The organism is Orenia metallireducens (assembly GCF_003001995.1).
Lineage (GTDB): Bacteria > Bacillota > Halanaerobiia > Halobacteroidales > Halobacteroidaceae > Orenia > Orenia metallireducens_B.
The window spans coordinates 38,131-55,369 of record NZ_PVNB01000002.1 but is presented as its reverse complement, the minus strand read 5'-3'; the positions used below and the strand labels follow the sequence as shown (position 1 = coordinate 55,369).

15 protein-coding genes are annotated in these 17,239 nt (G+C 32.3%); 1 reads left to right on the top strand and 14 read right to left on the bottom strand.

Going from position 1 to position 17,239, the window contains the following annotated elements; translation table 11 throughout:
• Positions 1-8 precede the first annotated feature (8 nt).
• The 4 genes from BX659_RS01785 to BX659_RS01770 form a co-directional block, all read right to left on the bottom strand.
• Complete coding sequence (locus BX659_RS01785; protein WP_097016112.1) at positions 9-2,138, bottom strand: InlB B-repeat-containing protein; 2,130 nt, start codon at positions 2,136-2,138, stop codon at positions 9-11.
• Positions 2,139-2,888: 750 nt separating this feature from the next.
• On the bottom strand, positions 2,889-3,518 hold the full coding sequence (locus BX659_RS01780) for a TetR/AcrR family transcriptional regulator (protein WP_097016111.1): 630 nt from the start codon (positions 3,516-3,518) through the stop codon (positions 2,889-2,891).
• A 61-nt stretch (positions 3,519-3,579) separates the two neighbouring features.
• Complete coding sequence (trhA, locus tag BX659_RS01775) at positions 3,580-4,221, bottom strand: PAQR family membrane homeostasis protein TrhA (protein ID WP_106231560.1); 642 nt, start codon at positions 4,219-4,221, stop codon at positions 3,580-3,582.
• Between the two features lie 66 nt (positions 4,222-4,287).
• Positions 4,288-5,070: a class I SAM-dependent methyltransferase gene (locus tag BX659_RS01770; protein ID WP_097016109.1), complete on the bottom strand. Its 783-nt coding sequence runs from the start codon at positions 5,068-5,070 to the stop codon at positions 4,288-4,290.
• Between the two features lie 430 nt (positions 5,071-5,500).
• Between BX659_RS01770 and msrA the strand changes: the two genes are divergently transcribed.
• A complete protein-coding gene (gene msrA / locus BX659_RS01765) occupies positions 5,501-5,971 on the top strand; it encodes a peptide-methionine (S)-S-oxide reductase MsrA (RefSeq protein ID WP_106231558.1) in 471 nt (156 codons plus the stop codon).
• 67 nt (positions 5,972-6,038) lie between these two features.
• On the opposite strand, the gene BX659_RS01760 is transcribed toward msrA, so the two are convergent.
• The 10 genes from BX659_RS01760 to ptsG all read right to left on the bottom strand — a co-directional run bounded on the left by BX659_RS01760 (position 6,039) and on the right by ptsG (position 16,780).
• Positions 6,039-6,314: a hypothetical protein gene (locus BX659_RS01760; protein WP_097016107.1), complete on the bottom strand. Its 276-nt coding sequence runs from the start codon at positions 6,312-6,314 to the stop codon at positions 6,039-6,041.
• Positions 6,315-6,336: 22 nt separating this feature from the next.
• On the bottom strand, positions 6,337-7,266 hold the full coding sequence (locus BX659_RS01755; protein ID WP_106231556.1) for an alpha/beta hydrolase: 930 nt from the start codon (positions 7,264-7,266) through the stop codon (positions 6,337-6,339).
• 140 nt (positions 7,267-7,406) lie between these two features.
• The gene (gene rsgA, locus BX659_RS01750) at positions 7,407-8,438 is read right to left on the bottom strand and encodes a ribosome small subunit-dependent GTPase A (protein WP_097016105.1); all 1,032 of its coding nucleotides are present in this window, start codon (positions 8,436-8,438) and stop codon (positions 7,407-7,409) included.
• A gap of 160 nt (positions 8,439-8,598) precedes the next feature.
• On the bottom strand, positions 8,599-8,787 hold the full coding sequence (locus BX659_RS01745; RefSeq protein ID WP_097016104.1) for a hypothetical protein: 189 nt from the start codon (positions 8,785-8,787) through the stop codon (positions 8,599-8,601).
• A gap of 457 nt (positions 8,788-9,244) precedes the next feature.
• Positions 9,245-10,930, bottom strand: coding sequence for a DUF3369 domain-containing protein (locus tag BX659_RS01740; RefSeq protein WP_106231555.1), 1,686 nt, complete (start codon positions 10,928-10,930; stop codon positions 9,245-9,247).
• Positions 10,923-12,926, bottom strand: coding sequence for a PAS domain-containing sensor histidine kinase (locus tag BX659_RS01735; protein ID WP_097016102.1), 2,004 nt, complete (start codon positions 12,924-12,926; stop codon positions 10,923-10,925). Before BX659_RS01735 ends, BX659_RS01740 begins: the two co-directional genes overlap by 8 nt.
• A gap of 254 nt (positions 12,927-13,180) precedes the next feature.
• Positions 13,181-13,444 carry an HPr family phosphocarrier protein gene (locus BX659_RS01730; RefSeq protein WP_097016101.1) on the bottom strand — a complete coding sequence of 88 codons (264 nt, stop codon included), beginning with the start codon at positions 13,442-13,444 and terminating at the stop codon, positions 13,181-13,183.
• A 66-nt stretch (positions 13,445-13,510) separates the two neighbouring features.
• Entirely contained in the window at positions 13,511-13,996 is a 486-nt protein-coding gene (locus tag BX659_RS01725; protein WP_097016100.1) for a PTS sugar transporter subunit IIA, read from the bottom strand.
• A 110-nt stretch (positions 13,997-14,106) separates the two neighbouring features.
• On the bottom strand, positions 14,107-14,991 hold the full coding sequence (gene glcT, locus BX659_RS01720; protein WP_253250636.1) for a glucose PTS transporter transcription antiterminator GlcT: 885 nt from the start codon (positions 14,989-14,991) through the stop codon (positions 14,107-14,109).
• A gap of 328 nt (positions 14,992-15,319) precedes the next feature.
• Positions 15,320-16,780 (bottom strand): glucose-specific PTS transporter subunit IIBC, encoded by a 1,461-nt coding sequence (ptsG, locus tag BX659_RS01715; RefSeq protein WP_097016099.1) that lies wholly within the window; start codon positions 16,778-16,780, stop codon positions 15,320-15,322.
• Positions 16,781-17,239: the final 459 nt, after the last annotated feature.

Genomic DNA, 17,239 nt, shown 5'->3' with positions numbered 1-17,239 from the left:
GTTTTAATTTATTTAACCTCGATAAAAGTATTGGTTGACATTTGACTTGCTAAACTATGAACATTGTAGGCTTCTATCCAATAGTAATAGCTTCCACTTGTTACTTCAGTATCTATATACATAGTATCATCTATATCAGCAATCCTTCGAGCTGTATCAATATCAGCTGATTCACTTCTATAAACAAAATAATAAGCTGCATCTTCTACTGAATTCCAATTTAATTTAACATCCCCATTTGTATCTAAACTAGCAGTTACACCAGTTACTTGAGCTGGTCCATCCTGTAGTTCAATATCAACTGGAATTTCAGATTTAATATTTACTTTAAATTTAATGCTAACAACTCTATTATTTGGTAGGGTAATTTTTCCTATATAAATTCTATCCTCTATTTCATCAGCAATTACTTTTATTGCTCCATTGCCTAGAGAAGTTCCCGCTGCATTTTCCCAAGCAACTTGTACTGGATTTCCATTACTTAAACCATTAGTATCAAGTTTTTTAGGAGTTATACTTCCAGGTAAATTGATTTCTGTACCCTTCTCAACTATAACTTCTAATTCTGTAATAGCTACTATATAAATTTCAACATTAGCTTTCTTTACTTGACCTTCACCTTCATTCACCACTGTAGCAGAATCTTTAGAATTATCAGACAATTCTAAGTTTTGTACCTCACCACTATTTTCAATCTCTGCATTTGAAGCATTATCACCTAAACTAATCTTTCCTGTAACTTTAGAACCTACTTTATTTCTTACTTTTACCCCAGCAGCATTGACATTAACCTCAGCAACTTCAACTGGGTTTTCAACAGTTCCCTCATTCTCTATTTCTGCATTATCAGCAGTTACATTAATCCTTCCTGTAACTGTAGTTCCTGCTTTATTTCTTACTTTAGCCCCTAGAGCGTCTACACTAACCTCACTAACTTGACTATCTTCATTCTCTACCTCTGCTCCAATTGCACTATTACTTACATTAATCTTTCCTGTTATCTTAGAACCTGCTTTATTTCTCAATTTTACATTAGGTGCCTTTATCTCAATTCCACTGTCTGCATCATCTGCATCACCAATTGTACTATCTTCATTATCAACTTCAGCACCATCTGCATTTACACCTACAGTAATTTTTTTAGTGATTGTCTTCTTATTACTTACCTTTGCCCCAGCAGCATTAACACTTATCTCTACTATCTCACTGCTATCATTCTCTACTGCTGCATCATCACCACTTACCTCAATCTTTCCTACTACTTTACTACCATTTTTATTACTTACACTTGCTCCTTGACCTTTAACATTAATGTTAGTAACTTCACTCCCATCATTCTCTACTACTACATTATTACTTTCAACATTTAGGTTTTCAACCTTACTTCCAGCTCGATTCTTAAAAAAATAGCCAGCAAGTTTGATATTTACATCACCTAACTCTCCAGTATTATTAAAGGATTGAGTTGATGTTCCTTGAATAGAGACTAACCCTTGTATGCTAGCAATAACACTAGAGTCTTCAATGTTAGTAGTTCCATTAATAGTAGCATCATTATTGACTGTTGCATTAGGAGTCGCAATGATTAAATCACCTGTAATAGTACCCTCTCCACTAAGCTTTAAGATACCAGAATCACTGGTATTAAAGCTAATATTACCTGTAATAGTATAGCCAGCAAAATTGATATTTACTAGCCTTGTAGCAGACACATTAGCAGTAATATCTTTAGCTAAGATAATATCTGTAACACTTTCATTAGTTATTGCTTGATTTAATTCTTCTGCTGTCTCCACTATAGCCTCATTGTGTTTAACAAATACAGCTGTAACTATTTTATCTTTATCCATTAAGATTGTGGTCGTAGCAGAACTCTTATTAGTAACTTCACCTTTCCATTCAGAGAATTCATATCCTTGTCCTTCATCTGCTATAGCCTCCAAAGCTATCTTTGCATCTTTGTCCAATTGATGAACACCTTGTGAAAAATCCTTTACATTCCCTTCACCTTCAATTTCAATCGTTAAATTTACTTTATCTTCTCTTAACTCATCTAATGATTCAGATGAGCAACCAACAACTAAAGTAGCACTAACAATTAAACTTAAAAGTAACAATAATTTAGCGTTAATTCTCATTTTACCCCTCCTTTTTATTTGGTTGAAAATATTATACATCTATAATTATATTAAACTTAATATAACCTTTATAAAATACTTTGCTATTTGGGAGATAACTATAAAAATTTACGAATATCATTTAAGAAAAGTGTTACTTATATCATTTTTTAAATTCATCACATAAAAACTGCATTATTTAGCATTTGATTTTCTTAATATTATATATTAAACAAAATACTAAAATATCCTGCAAAATAATAAAATGTTTTGCAGGATATTAAGATAATATGTATATAATTATAAATATTTATAAAATTTATCTTTTATAGTATTTTTCAATCTAGCTATTCTATAGGTATGTGCATTTAAAATGAAACTTTATAGGGATATTGGGACACTTTTTACTTTGGTAGGTAGGTGTCCTGTGAACTATACTGCTTCCAGATTCCTGATTCCCGACAGAAAATAGAGCAAAGCTTATATCTGAAATAATGATAGTGATACTACTCAACCTTATAATTCACAAGGTGAATTGATATTTGAATATTATTAGGAGATTTCTAATGGTAAGCATCAATCATTTTGAGGAAGTACTCTTGGAGTGGTTTAACCTGTGGTGATAGCATAGATTTTGAAAAGAGATGACTCCTGTAGAGTACAGAAATCATCTTAATACTATTGCTGCTTAAGAATTTCTTCATTGGAGTAAACCTACATTAAATTTACTACAATATAGGGTTTTTTACAAAAGACATAGAAGAACCAAAATCAATAGTTCTTATTCTTAATCCCATTCTCCACTATATACAATAGATCATCAATCAAAGCTACTATTTGCTCTTCATCCCAAACTTCAATCTTATTAAATAGAAATTCAAAGGCTGAAAAATTAAATTGGATCAGAATAAATACTATTACATCTATATTTAAGTCAGGTTTAATCTCTGCTTCTTTTACCCCTTTAACTAACAATTCTTTCATAAAATCATTACCAGCAACAGCAGTCTCACCTAAAATCTCCTTTTTCAAATCATTACTACTATCTTTAATAAATTTAGTTGCTATAGCTTGTAACTTAGGATTATCTTTAGCAAACTTAACTCCACCTAAATAAAGCTCACGTAAATGGTGAAAAAAATTTAACTTATCCATATTTTCTACCATATAATCAAGATATTCTAATTTCCTTTTCCCTATAATATCTAGCATTATATATTTAAATAAATCCTTTTTCCCATTAAAGTACTGATAAAAACTCCCTTTTGCTATCTCAGCCTTCTCTACTATCCGATTTATAGTAGAATTATGATAAGCATAATTAGCAAACTCATCTATGGCTACAGCAATAATTCTATCCTGCTTCTCTTGAGGTAGATTAAAGAAAGTATCTGTTGGCATTTTATCACTCCCTTTTTATCTAAAATAAATATCTGTTCATAACAAACGAGTTAACCTTTCTTTATTCAGGTAGTAAGAATAATATAGTAAAGAAGTGGCAGATACTACCTGCTAACACAAATAGATGCCAGATAGCATGATGATATTTGAGCTTACGCCAAACATAAAATATAGACCCAATTGTATATAATCCCCCTCCAACAACTAAAAATATTAAACTCCTTGCTGTCATCGTCAACAGTAACGGCTTAATTGCAAAAACAATTATCCAGCCCATCACTATATATAAAACTGTTGAAAATACCACAAATTTCTTAACCCAGAATACCTTAAATATAATTCCAATAATCGCAATTGCCCAAACCACTCCAAAGATAGTCCAACCTAATGCTCCCTTTAGAGCAATCAAAGTCAATGGTGTATAAGTTCCAGCTATCAATAGATATATAGCAGAATGATCAAAGATTTCAAAGATATCCTTAGCTTTACCCTCAGGAAAGCTATGGTATAGAGTTGATGATAAATAAAGCAAAATCAAGGTGGAACCATAGATACTAAAGCTAACTATATGCCAGACATTTCCTGAAACATTAGCGAAAATAACCAATATAACTAAAGCTGCAATCGCTAAACCCAATCCAATCCCATGCAAGATAGCATTTGTAATCTCTTCACCTTTACTAAAATTCTCTATATTATCCATGCTATTCTCCTTTTTGTTTACTCTAAAATTTTTACTCATACTTTATAGATAAAACCAAATATCTAACTAATTCACCTTCTCTAAAAGCAGATACATTACCATATCCTCTTGCACATCAAAGGGTAACTCTAACTTAGGATAAAAATCATCATCATGTCCATAAACCTTTAAATTTCCTAAACTATATCTATTACTTATCTTCTTTAATTCAGGAATGGTGTAGGCACGATAATAACGTGTGTTTATCCGTTGATGCTTTCCTGTAATATTATCAAGAGCGATGATATTATCGACTACCGCTCCCTGTTCAATGTCAAAGCTGGTCTCTCTGATAAAGGTACTATCACCTTCTACTTCAGCCTCTCTACCTTGGTTTAAGGCCATATAATAGGGATTATAGCTCTGCACTAACAGCTTACCTCCTAGCTTTAATGCTTTAGCTACCCTTCTAATTATATCTTCATTCTCACTATCAGTAAATATTCCAAAGGAACCATCTAAGATAATTACCCCATCATAAAGTGAGCTCTCATCAAGGGTCAACATATCTTGGCAACGAAGTTCTAAATCTAAATCCCTCTTCCCTGCTTCTCTCTTGGCCATCTCCAATAAACTCTTAGAGTAATCAACTCCTATTACTTGATAGCCCAACTCAGCTAATAGAATACTATGGCGTCCATTACCACATCCTAAATCTAGCACTCGATCTCCTTTCTTTAAATCCAATGCTCTCTCAATAAACTCTAGCTCCTTCTTAGCTGAAGCAAAATCTATATAATGATAGTCATATCCCAACTTTTGCATCTGTTCATAAGCTTCAGCCCACCACTCTTTCTTATCTTCTGACATTATAAAACTCCTCTCTAACTATAAATACTTAATCCCATTATACAACCATTATCAGTTAATATTCAAGATATTAATCTAATCTCTTTTATTAGCAGAAAATTTGATTTAATTTAGAGAAAAAGCGATATTTAGAAGTTAGGTGGGTTGGGATTAGAAAAATCCAACTAGCTAACCATCCAACTCCTAACCACCAAAGTTAAAAATGTCGCAATATACCCATCAACAGATATGACCCATAATTAAAATACAACTAATTAATATAATCAAGGATAATTCCTGATAAATTTCTATACTATGAATAATATCTTTGCTAATAGCAATAATACCTCTAAAACCGTAACTAGATTAAATCAATAATCATTGATTTAATCTTAAAAAAATTATATAATAGTTAAAAATAATTACTAATATCAACTAAGGAGATGATAAGATGGAAAAAGCTACTTTTGCTGCAGGTTGTTTTTGGGGAGTACAAGCCCTGTTTGATAAGATAGATGGTGTAAGCTCTACTACTGTAGGTTATATCGGAGGACAGACCGATAACCCTACATATGAAGAGGTCTGTACAGACCAGACTGGTCATGCTGAAGCAATTGAAATCATCTTTGACCCTAATAAGGTTAGCTATGAAGAACTATTAGAGGTGTTTTGGACTAATCATAACCCTACAACTTTAAATCAACAGGGGGTTGATGTAGGTACCCAATACCGTTCAGCTATCTTTTATCATAACAAAGAACAAGCAAAAACTGCAAAAAAAGCAAAAGAAGCCCTGGATAATAGTGATAGGTATCAAAAGCCAATAGTTACTGAAATGACAGCTGCCACCACCTTCTACCCCGCTGAGAAATATCATCAAAAATACTTAGAGAAACGAGGACAGAGCAGTTGTGGAATTTAACTGATAAAAGAGTCTGCATTAATGCAGACTCTTTTATCCAAGTTAATAAGAATTTTAAAAACAATTACTACTCCTTTAAATATTCTTGCTCTTTTTTATTCCAAGTAAAGATACTCTGTAAAACTCCTACAGTGGGAAATACTACCAAGGCTATAGCAAGGTCAATTAAGGACTTCTGCAAAGATATATTTTCCATGCCTATACCTTTATCCATGATTAATCCTACCAAGGTATAGATTATGGCTGTACTAACCCCCCAACCAATTATTCCATGAACTAATATATACCTTAACTTCCCTTTAGCTCTAATCTGCTCCCAACGTTCTTTCTCTTTCTTATTCATCTTTTTACTCCCCTCATTAGTATCAAGAGTATCTTTTTAACCAAGTTAAAATATCTTTAAATACCTCTTCTCGATTTATCTCTTTTAATAGTTCATGCCTACTGCCTTCATATAATTTATAGCTTAAATCTTCAAGACCAGCTTTCTTATAATCATGATAGACTTCTAATACCCCTTTACCATCAGCTCCTACTGGATCTTTAGTACCTGAAATAATGTATATAGGTAAAAGCTTAGGTACCTTCTGTATATTTTCTAAGCTGTTAACTAACTTAAGCCCTGTTAATAGATCGATATAAAAAGATGCTGTAGAGACCACTCCACAGAATTCATCTTGGATATACTTATCAACCTCTCTCTGATCTCTACTAAGCCAATCAAAATCAGTTCTATTGGGCTTAAAGGCTTTATTATAACTAGCAAAAGATAACTTATCTAATAAGTAACTTTTCGCTCTTTTTCCTCTTAGCTTAGCTTCCAATCTTGCTATTATAATCCCTATCTCTCCAAGTAATCCTTGCCTTCCTGAAGTTGCTGATAGAATAACACCATCAATCTGTTGACCATATTCCATGATATAGGTTCTAGCTAATAATGAGCCCATACTATGACCCAAAAGAAATAGAGGAGACTCTGGGTATTTAGATTTTATCATCTTAGTCAACTGATATATATCTTTTACCACCAAAGACCAACCTTCTTTATCAGCAAAATAACCCAACTTGTCAAGATCAGCTGCAGTTCTACCATGACCTCGATGGTCATTGGCATAAACTACATAACCAGAATTAGTTAAGAACTCTGCAAACTCTTCATATCTACCACTATGCTCAGCCATACCATGAGCAAGCTGTACTACCCCTTTAAGCTTTTGTTTACTTTCAGGTGCCCACTTATAAAGAAAAATATCTATACCATCTTCTACTCTAAAAGTAAATGTTTTTCTCTCCATTACTTACCTCCAAACTAAATAAATTAACTATTATACCTGACTTCTTTATTTTTATATAAAATCCCTCTTTTTAATCATTAGCCTCCAAACAAATAAAAAAAGCCCCAAAACACTCCTAGAGTTTTCTGGGACTAGATAATCTATTTAACTTTCTCTTTTGTTCTTTCCTTACCTTTAATTATCTGTTTCCACTTACTCTTTTCTAACTCCTTAGGGCTATGCTTCTTACTCAATTCTAGGTATTCACGCTCCTTTTGTAACTTGCGATAATTCTTTAACCTTTGTTCATCCAACATTCCCTCTTCAATAGCCTCTTTTATAGCACAATTTGGCTCTACCTCATGGCGACAATCACTAAAATAACAGCCTTTAGCCAACTCTTCTATATCTTCAAAGTTATCTCTGCTAGCTCCTTCACCAGCCAAAAGTTCTGCCTCTTCCATACAATTTAATTCTATAACTACTCCACCATCTTTTAAGATTATCATTTCAGAGTTGATAGTCTCTCTTTGCTGATTGAGTTCTCCCTTTTGTGTGACTAGATAATTACTTAAAGTAGATTTACCCACACCTACAGCCCCTATTAAAGCATAGGTCTGACCAAACTTAAGATACTGCTTTAACTCTTCAACACCTTCTTTTCTCTCTATACTTATTAGATGAACAGGAGTTCCAAGGCTTATCAATTCAACCTCACTCTTCTTTAGTGCAGCATTATTACATAAGTCAGCTTGACTCAAAATTATAACTGGAGTACATCCACTCTCCCAAGCAAGAGTAATCTGTCTTTGTATATTTCTAAGATTCAACTCTTGAGCCAAGGATACTATGATAAAGAGTGTATCTATATTAACAACTAAAATCTGCTCCTCTAAGGTATTACCTAATATATTATTAGAGAGGCTACTCTGACGAGTTAAGATCCGTTCAATCATTGCTTGATTATCATCAACTAAAGATACTAAAACCCAGTCCCCTACAACAGGCATCTGATAATTATAGCTTCTCCTCTCTGCCAACTGCCCTAAAACCTCACCATCTTCTGTATAAATCTTATAAATATTCTGATATTTACTGACTATTCTACCAATCTTATTCTCTTGCTTAAGGCTAATTTGTTCAAGTTCTTGTGTAAAACTATCCTTCCATCCCAAAGCTCTTAACCCCAACATTCTTTCCTCCTTAATATATAACTTCAAAAAATTTTAAGGTACAATCATTTTAATCTACAGAAAACTATTCATTCTATGTTTAAATTTTAACTTATAATAACATTCTATTCCCGAATACTTAATCTGTCAATCAAATTATTTAAATAATTTGATTGACAGATTAAAGCTCTATTCTCCTATAAACCCCTGGACTGATTTCTCTATAAATATCTATATCTTCACCATTATTCTTATATTCTATAGCAAATTGCTGAGCCAATTGTACAAACTCTACAGGGCTAATTCCCAAATCCTTAGCTGCTGTAGAAAGTAACATCTCTACCGCATCCTTTTTCATTTCTTGATCCATTACTCTCCCCCCTCTTATATATCAATCTTACCCCTTTTTTGATTAATTATTACCTTATAATCAAAAATTATGATAAAATAAATCAGAAGACAGATAATAAATTGGACAATATATCATCTTTGAGGTCATTAAATCACCTGGCAATAATTTACATAATTCTTAAAGAATCAATATTTCTTAGTAAAATTGATTCTGCTATGATTACAAATTTAATCATCGATATTTAAATATAAAGTATATATAATTATACGTCTAAAGTAGCCTAAATGTGTTATCATATAGAGATATTAAGACAGTAACAAGTGATGAGAAAAGCTTCTTACTCCTTACCCGTCACCGATTACTAAAGTATCGCGATATACCCATTAAGCTTCAGATTAAATTAAAATATCTATATACCATAATTAACTATATAAGTATATAAATAAAAGAAGTTATGGTAAATCCCATAACTTCTTTACTTCAGCTTATCTGGATATTTTTTATTAATCGCTAAAATCTCATCTAAATTTTCAAAAAAGATATCAACAAGCTTAGGATCAAAGTGCTTTCCCCTCTCTCTTTTTATCAATTCTAAAACCCTCTTAATCTCCCAAGGCTCCTTATATACTCTCTTATGGCTTAAGGCATCAAAAACATCAATAAGACCTACAATCCTGGCAAAGATATGAATCTCTTCCCCCTTTAAACCAACAGGATAACCTGTACCATCCCAGCGTTCATGATGCTGATAAGCAATAATTGCAGCAGCCTGCAAAATCTTTCGTTTAGAACTCTTTAAAATATCATAACCAAACTCAGTATGCCGCTTCATAATCCTATATTCCTTTTCAGTTAATGCCTCAGGCTTTTTTAAAATGGCGTCAGAGATACCGATTTTTCCTATATCATGCATATAACTAGCCAGTTTGAGGGTATCTAACATATCAGTATCTAAACCCAATTTCTCCCCTAAAAAGCATGCATACTCTGCAACCCTTCTAACATGCTGAGCTGTCTCTTTAGATCTAGTTTCAGTCATCTCACTTAAAATCAATATTATCTCCTTTTGAGTCTCTACAATCTCCTGATTCATCAAGATATGGTCAAAAGCTGCTATAATATTTGTTGAGAATATCTCCAATAAGTTCTTGTCAAAATCGTTAAAATCATGCTCTCCTTTTAAGTACAGAATATTCTCTGTCCCCTTATTTGATTCAAAATAAGCAATATATTCATTGCCAAAAAAACAGCTATCTTTTCTCTGCCTAACTTGATTTAACCTCTGATAGGTCTTTTTAGAAACTACCTCTTTGACTGGCTTATTGACATAACCATAATATTGCTCAATTCCTCCTAAAAGGCAGAATTGCTCACCATCACTCTCAGCTGCAAAGCCTGAAGTATATAAGAAACTCTTCTCCATCTTCAATAAAGCTGATAGCTGAAATAAAGCTGAAGCAATAAATTCTTGTAATGACTTTTTTAAAAACTCTGGTCTAAATAAAGTAGCTGAGGATTCAATTATCTTCTGTAACCCTAGCTTACTTCTACGAATAGCATTCAAATCATTATAAGAACGAAAAGCAGTGATAATAGCAGTATATAGCTTTTGAGAAGTAAGCTCTGTCTTCTCTTTATAATCATTAATATCATAGTTTTTAATGACTTCTCTCTCAGGTGCTTGCCCTGGTTGTCCAGTACGGAGTATAATTCTGACTAAATTATTCCCTAAATCCTCTCTAACATACTTTGCTACTTTCAAGCCAGAATCATCATCCTCCATTACAACATCCAACAGTATTACCGCTATATCTAAATTCTCTTCCATTATCTTTTTGGCTTCACTACCTGAATAAGCACTGATAAACTCTATACCTTTACCTTCAAAACTGACACTCTTTAAGACCATCTTAGTCATCTTATGTACCGCTTCTTCATCATCAACAATTAATAACTTCCATCCATCTCTAAAATCATCTTGCTTAGTTTTAACCTTAGAGGAGAATAACTCTCTTTCTACCTTATCTTCAACCTCGGGTGCAAAAAAGATACCATCATTCTTTGCTATCTCTTGACTGGCTCTTTGAACAGATATAGTTTGATCTTTGGGTTTCTTAAACTCTTCTTTAGAGTTAAATACTATGTATTCTTCTTTACCCATCACCCATAACCCCCTTAGGTATCTCAATTATAAAGATAGTTCCATTTTGGCTAGAGCTTTTACACCTAACCTTGCCTCCTAAAGCACTAGTTACTAAATTATATACTAGATTCAATCCTAAACCAGTTCCCCCTTGACCACGTTTAGTTGTAAAAAAAGGTTCAAAGATCTTCTTGATATTCTCCTGTGGAATACCTTTTCCATTATCTTTATATTTCAGCTCAACCAATTGATTCTCCTCTCTTAGCTCTATATTTATTTCACCAAATTCCTTCTCTGCAAAAGCATGCATTAAAGAGTTGATAATCAAATTGGTAACAATCTGTGAAATGGCTCCAGGATAAGTATATAGCTTAATGTCATCACTACATTTTAGCTTAATAGTATGATTGCTCTTTTTTAATCTAGGCTTTAAGCTGATCAAAATATCAGTTAGATACCCTTTTAAATCAATCTCCCTCTTCTCATTATTTGTTTGATCTACAGCAACCTGCTTAAACTTACTTATTAGCTCAGAAGCATTCTCTAAGTTCTTTAAAACCATCTCTGTAGATTCAGAGGTTGACTCTAAATATCCCTCTAAATCACTTCTAGTCATCTGATTATTGTTATACAACCTTAGAATCTCCCTAGTTATCTCTTCAAGATAAGAAGCTACCGTTACCCCTATTCCCAGTGGAGTATTTATCTCATGGGCTACTCCTGCTACCAATCTACCTAAAGCAGCCATCTTTTCTGCTTGCATAAGTTGCTTTTGAGCATCATCTAACTCCCTTTGTCTTCTCTTTCTTTCAGTAATATCTCGAGCAAAAACTACAAAGATTGGTTCATCCAAACTACTTATAAAGGTAGCACTTATCTCTAACTCTACACAGCTTCCATCTTTACGTTTGTATCTGCTTTCAAACCTATCCTTCTCTTTATTTTTAATCTCAATAAGATGCTCTTGAATATCATCTTTACTCCTATTAAAATCTAAATCACTAATATTCATATTCATAATTTCAATCAAAGAGTACTTAAATAGATCAATAAAGGCTTCATTAACCTCCAATATCTCACCTTGATTATCCATTACCCAAAAGGCATCCATTGATGTCTGTAAGATCGTATTGGTTCTATTACCTTCTTTACGTAACTTATCTAAAAAGATTTGATTGTCCTGATAAGCCTTCTCCAACTCTCTATGCTTTATCTTACGGTCAGTAATATCACGAGCAAAAACTACAAAAATTGGCTCATCCAAACTATCTACAAAAGTAGCACTTATCTCTAGCTCTATAATACTACCATCTTTACATCTATATTTACTCTCAAATCTATCCTTCTTCTTAGCTCTGATTTCAGATAAATCTTCTTTAAGCTCTTCTGCTTCTTTTCTAATGTCTAAACTACTAATATTCATAGTCATTATCTCAACTAAAGAGTATCCAAATAAATCTATAAAAGCCTCATTAACCTCCAATATTTCACCTTGGCTATCCATTACCCAAAAGGCATCCATTGATGTCTGTAAAATCGTATTTATTCGATTCTTCTGTTTACGTAGCTTATCTAAAAATCTCTGATTCTCCTGATATGCCCTCTCTAACTGCTGATTCTTTCTCTTTCTCTCTGTAATGTCCCGAGCAAAAACTACTAAAAAAGGAGCATCTAAATCATTAATAAAATTTACACTTATCTCTAAATCTACATTACTCCCAGACTTACAAATATACCTTGCTTCAAAGCTATGCCTGTCTTCATTTATAACTTTCTCTATATAGTCCCTTTGCTGATTATCAGCCTCTAAATCCTTAATATTCATCTTTAATAACTCTTCCTTAGAGTAACCTAAAACCTTAAGGGTTGCATTATTAACTTCCAAAATATTCCCTTCAACATCCATAATCCAAAAAGCATCAATAGCAACCTGCAGGATTCTACTCATCCACTTTGGACTATTATTTAACTTATCTATAAAATCATCTCCAATTACATCTAGTTGATTATCCATAGTACAACTCCTTTCACTTAATTTAAACTTCTACCCAAAGCTATTATGTATAATTTAAACATTTAAATCATTTATTATATTGATATCTAAAAATAACTATTAACTATATATTACTACAACCAGACCTATAACCCTTTATTTTTGGCATATTTAATCTATAAGAATACAGCTAACATAATCCTTCTACTAATACTATAAAATAAAAAGAGCTCTACTTCTGTTACAGAAGTAGAGCTCTTTTTATTTTACTTACCTTACTCTCCAAAACCGTTTTCGATTAATTCTACAATTGCATCAACAGCAGCTGCTTCATCGGCTCCTTCAGCCTTAATAGTAATTTCTGTACTCTTGCTAACACCTAAACTCATAATCCCCATAATACTTTTAGCATTTACTTCTTGACCATCTTTACCCAAAGTAATATCAGATTCAAATCCATTTGCCTTTTGTACAATCAATGAAGCAGGTCTAGCATGAATACCAGTATCATTTTTAATTATTGTTTTCTTTTCTACCATGATTATCCCTCCTGTATATGATTAATAATAATCAATTAAAATTATATCATTTCTTTTAATAAATTACTACTTCATCTCTACCTTTAAGACTGCATCAGAACCGGCTGTTACTTGGCTATCAGCTACTACTGATAATTCCTTTACTGCATCCATATTTGTAATTAAAACTGGTGTGATAATAGAAGTTGCATTTTCTTTAATATAATCTAAATCAAATTCAATCAATTTATCACCAGGCTTTACCTTAGCTCCTGTTTCAACAAACTTCTTAAAACCTTCTCCCTTTAATTCAACAGTGTTAATTCCAATGTGCATTAAGATTTCAGCACCAGATTTAGCTTCAATACCTACAGCATGCATTGTAGGAAAGATCTGTTTAATAGTTCCTTCTACTGGAGATACTAATACACCTTCAGTAGGTTCAATTGCTAAGCCATCACCAACCATTTTTTGAGAAAATACTTCATCTGGTACCTCAGATATATCTAATACCTTTCCAGTCAGTGGTGCAAGTAATTCAACAGCTTTTTTCTTCTTAAACAATCCTAACATAAATAACACTCCTTTTCTAATATAATTATAAAGTTATTTTAGTTTTTTAATACTCTTAGAATCAAATCAGTAGCATTAATTCAAAAATCAATAATAGTATTTTTAATACTTCAATCTAGGTTCTTCTTTAATCTCTCTAAATGCATAGCTAAGTAACCCTTTTCATCATCTGGGACTACTATCTCCAATCTTTTATAAATCAAATCAGATAGCTCTTCAGCAATCTGATAAGATTGCTTCAAATCATCTTTAATCTTTTCTAGCAAAGGATTTTGATTGATCTTATTGGTCTCTATTCTTTCTAATGCAAATCTTAAATGACTAACTAGTCTTGCATAATTTAAACTATCATGAGAGATAGCAATTTCTAGTCTACCTTCTATAAAATCTATCATCTCTTTAATTAAAGAGGTATATTTTACAGCCCTAGAAACTCCTTGTTTAGTTCTAGCACCATGAATATGAAGAGTAATAAAACCAACTTCTCCCTCTGGAATAGGAATACCAGAACGCTCTTCAATCATCTCAACAGCCTTTTTAGCCAATCTATACTCTTCATTATATAAAGTCTTAGTTTCTGGCAAGAATGGATTGCTAATCTCCATCCCTTCTTTGATTCTCTTTAAAGCAAAAGCAATATGGTCTGTTAAAGCTATATGGATATGTTTATCTAGCTCTTCATTCAACTCTTCACTGACCATTGCTATTATCTCTGTAGTCAGACCTATAATCTCTTCATTAACAGTCTTTACCAATTGATTGTATTGCTCTTTCTTCTCATCATTTGCTGGAATAAACTCTTTATCTATATTAAGAGAATCATTTTCAATTATATCTCCTGCTTTTTTAGCAAATCCCAAACCTTTTCCAACTAAAATGACCTCTTTTGAACTATTATCTAGTTGATCTCCTTGAGTAACTAAAACTACATTATTATTAAAAACCTTCTTAATTTGATAATCTTGACTAGAATTTGATTTCATTAAATTTGACATTTCTATTTTCCTCCTATTTACAAAGAAGAACTTTTTAGGATAATCACGCTACTTTAATCTACTATGTAAACATTTATTTCTATATATAACTGTATTATACCTTTATCATCTACCACATTATACATTTTATAAATAAATCAGTCAATTATATAATCAAAATTTTTTAAATCCTTAACTTAATAACACTAGATTCTACTCAAAAATTATCAATAATTCAACTATTTTTGTAGTTATCACAATCTAAAATAGTAAGAAGTTATTGGTTTTAACCAATAACTTCTTTAATCAGGTATTGCTATTTATTAACAATAAGGTTTAAGTTGAAATCCTATAATAATTTCTTAATTTCATCTTTGATAGTTTCAGACTTTGGACCAAAGATTGCTTGAACAGCTCCTCCACCTGGTTTCATTACACCAGAAGCTCCTAGTTGCTTTAATGTATCGTCATTTACTTTAGAAGGGTCAACAGTTGATACTCTTAAACGAGTAATACATGCATCAATTTCTTCAACGTTTTCCGCTCCACCTAAGGCAGCTAAGATAGACTCAGCTCTATTGCTTCCTGATACATCTTCAGAAACCTCAATATCATCTTCTCTACCTGGAGTAGCTAAGTTCCATTTTCTGATAGCAAAACGGAATCCAAAGTAGTAGATAACAGCAAGTACTGCCCCAACTACAATTACTAAATACCATGGAGTCATACCTGGTAAGACACCAAAGGAGATAAAGTCAATAAGTCCACCAGAGAAGGTCATACCAATTCTAACTCCTAACATATTCATTAACATAAAGGATAATCCAGCAAACAATACATGAATTCCATATAATACTGGTGCAACAAATAAGAATGAGAACTCAATTGGTTCTGTGATACCTGTTAAGAATGATGTTAACGCTGCAGAGAATAAGATACCTCCAACAACCTTCTTTTTAGCAGGTTTAGCTTCATGATACATAGCTAATGCAGCTGCTGGTAATCCAAACATCATGAATGGGAATTTACCAGTCATAAATTTACCTGCTCCTTGATAAGTTGCAGAACTAAAGTTAGCAACGCCATCCTTTAACATAGCAAACCAAATAGCTTGGTCTCCTCTAACAACCTCTCCAGCTTTATTCACATATTCACCAAATTCAAACCAGAATGGTGAATAGAAGATATGATGTAATCCAAATGGGATTAGTGCTCTTTCGATGATACCAAAAATAAATGTAGAAAGATTAGTATTAGTTTCATTTGCTAAGTAAGATAATTGGAATAAGCCAGCTTGAATTGGACTCCAAATAGTTGGTAAAATTAATCCTACCACAAAAGAAACTGCAGCTGTTACAATTGGAACGAACCTTTTACCTGCAAAGAATCCTAAGAAGTCTGGTAATTCAATCTTATAAAACTTATTATACATAACTGCTGCAATCACACCAGAAATAAGACCTCCAAATACACCTGTTTGCATCGTAGGAATACCCATCACATTACCAAATGCTGGATTATTTGCTACCATCTCTGGAGTTACTCCTGCAACAATTCCCATTGTTTTATTAAGTATTAAGAAAGAAACAACAGCCGCTAATGCTGCAACACCATCACCACCAGCAAGACCGATAGCAGAACCTACTGCAAATAATAATGCTAAATTTGAAAATATAACTCCACCTGCATCAGACATTAATGGAATGCCTAAACTTGTACCAAACGCCAATAATAATCCTGCTGCTGGTAAAATAGCAACTGGTGTCATTAAAGCTTTACCTATTTTTTGTAATTGTTTGAATGCTTTCATTAGTAAGAATCCCCCTTTTGTTGTTTGAAATAACATCTTTCATAGATTAAAGTATTAGTCCTAACAAAGGATTCCTTATTAATACTTATCTTCTTATACCTTCATAAATTAAAACTAATCAATATTAAATTGTGAAAGTGTTAAAACTTGCTTACTAAAAATTTACTGCTTTGTGTTAGCTAACACATCAAAACTTTTCTCTTCCATGCTTTTTTCAGGGAAATTAAGATAACAACATGCTCACTAATATAATGCCTAATTTATGACTTTTTGATTAGTAATTTGTTATTATTAAAAAATTCCCAAAGCTAAAATTATATATTCTATAATAATTTTATATATAATAAAGAAAAAAGCTAGAAAGAAATATAAACTCCTTATTAAATTAACAGAAGTTCATATTACTTCCTAGCTAATGCCTGCTTATATCAGTTACACGCTAGTATTTGTATTCACTTT

Bases quoted from the DNA above. Each gene is read 5' to 3' on its own strand.
- BX659_RS01785 (WP_097016112.1), bottom strand. From the start codon at position 2,138: ATGAGAATTAACGCTAAATTATTGTTACTTTTAAGTTTAATTGTTAGT.
- BX659_RS01780 (WP_097016111.1), bottom strand. From the start codon at position 3,518: ATGCCAACAGATACTTTCTTTAATCTACCTCAAGAGAAGCAGGATAGA.
- trhA (WP_106231560.1), bottom strand. From the start codon at position 4,221: ATGGATAATATAGAGAATTTTAGTAAAGGTGAAGAGATTACAAATGCT.
- BX659_RS01770 (WP_097016109.1), bottom strand. From the start codon at position 5,070: ATGTCAGAAGATAAGAAAGAGTGGTGGGCTGAAGCTTATGAACAGATG.
- msrA (WP_106231558.1), top strand. From the start codon at position 5,501: ATGGAAAAAGCTACTTTTGCTGCAGGTTGTTTTTGGGGAGTACAAGCC.
- BX659_RS01760 (WP_097016107.1), bottom strand. From the start codon at position 6,314: ATGAATAAGAAAGAGAAAGAACGTTGGGAGCAGATTAGAGCTAAAGGG.
- BX659_RS01755 (WP_106231556.1), bottom strand. From the start codon at position 7,266: ATGGAGAGAAAAACATTTACTTTTAGAGTAGAAGATGGTATAGATATT.
- rsgA (WP_097016105.1), bottom strand. From the start codon at position 8,438: ATGTTGGGGTTAAGAGCTTTGGGATGGAAGGATAGTTTTACACAAGAA.
- BX659_RS01745 (WP_097016104.1), bottom strand. From the start codon at position 8,787: ATGGATCAAGAAATGAAAAAGGATGCGGTAGAGATGTTACTTTCTACA.
- BX659_RS01740 (WP_106231555.1), bottom strand. From the start codon at position 10,930: ATGGGTAAAGAAGAATACATAGTATTTAACTCTAAAGAAGAGTTTAAG.
- BX659_RS01735 (WP_097016102.1), bottom strand. From the start codon at position 12,926: ATGGATAATCAACTAGATGTAATTGGAGATGATTTTATAGATAAGTTA.
- BX659_RS01730 (WP_097016101.1), bottom strand. From the start codon at position 13,444: ATGGTAGAAAAGAAAACAATAATTAAAAATGATACTGGTATTCATGCT.
- BX659_RS01725 (WP_097016100.1), bottom strand. From the start codon at position 13,996: ATGTTAGGATTGTTTAAGAAGAAAAAAGCTGTTGAATTACTTGCACCA.
- glcT (WP_253250636.1), bottom strand. From the start codon at position 14,991: ATGTCAAATTTAATGAAATCAAATTCTAGTCAAGATTATCAAATTAAG.
- ptsG (WP_097016099.1), bottom strand. From the start codon at position 16,780: ATGAAAGCATTCAAACAATTACAAAAAATAGGTAAAGCTTTAATGACA.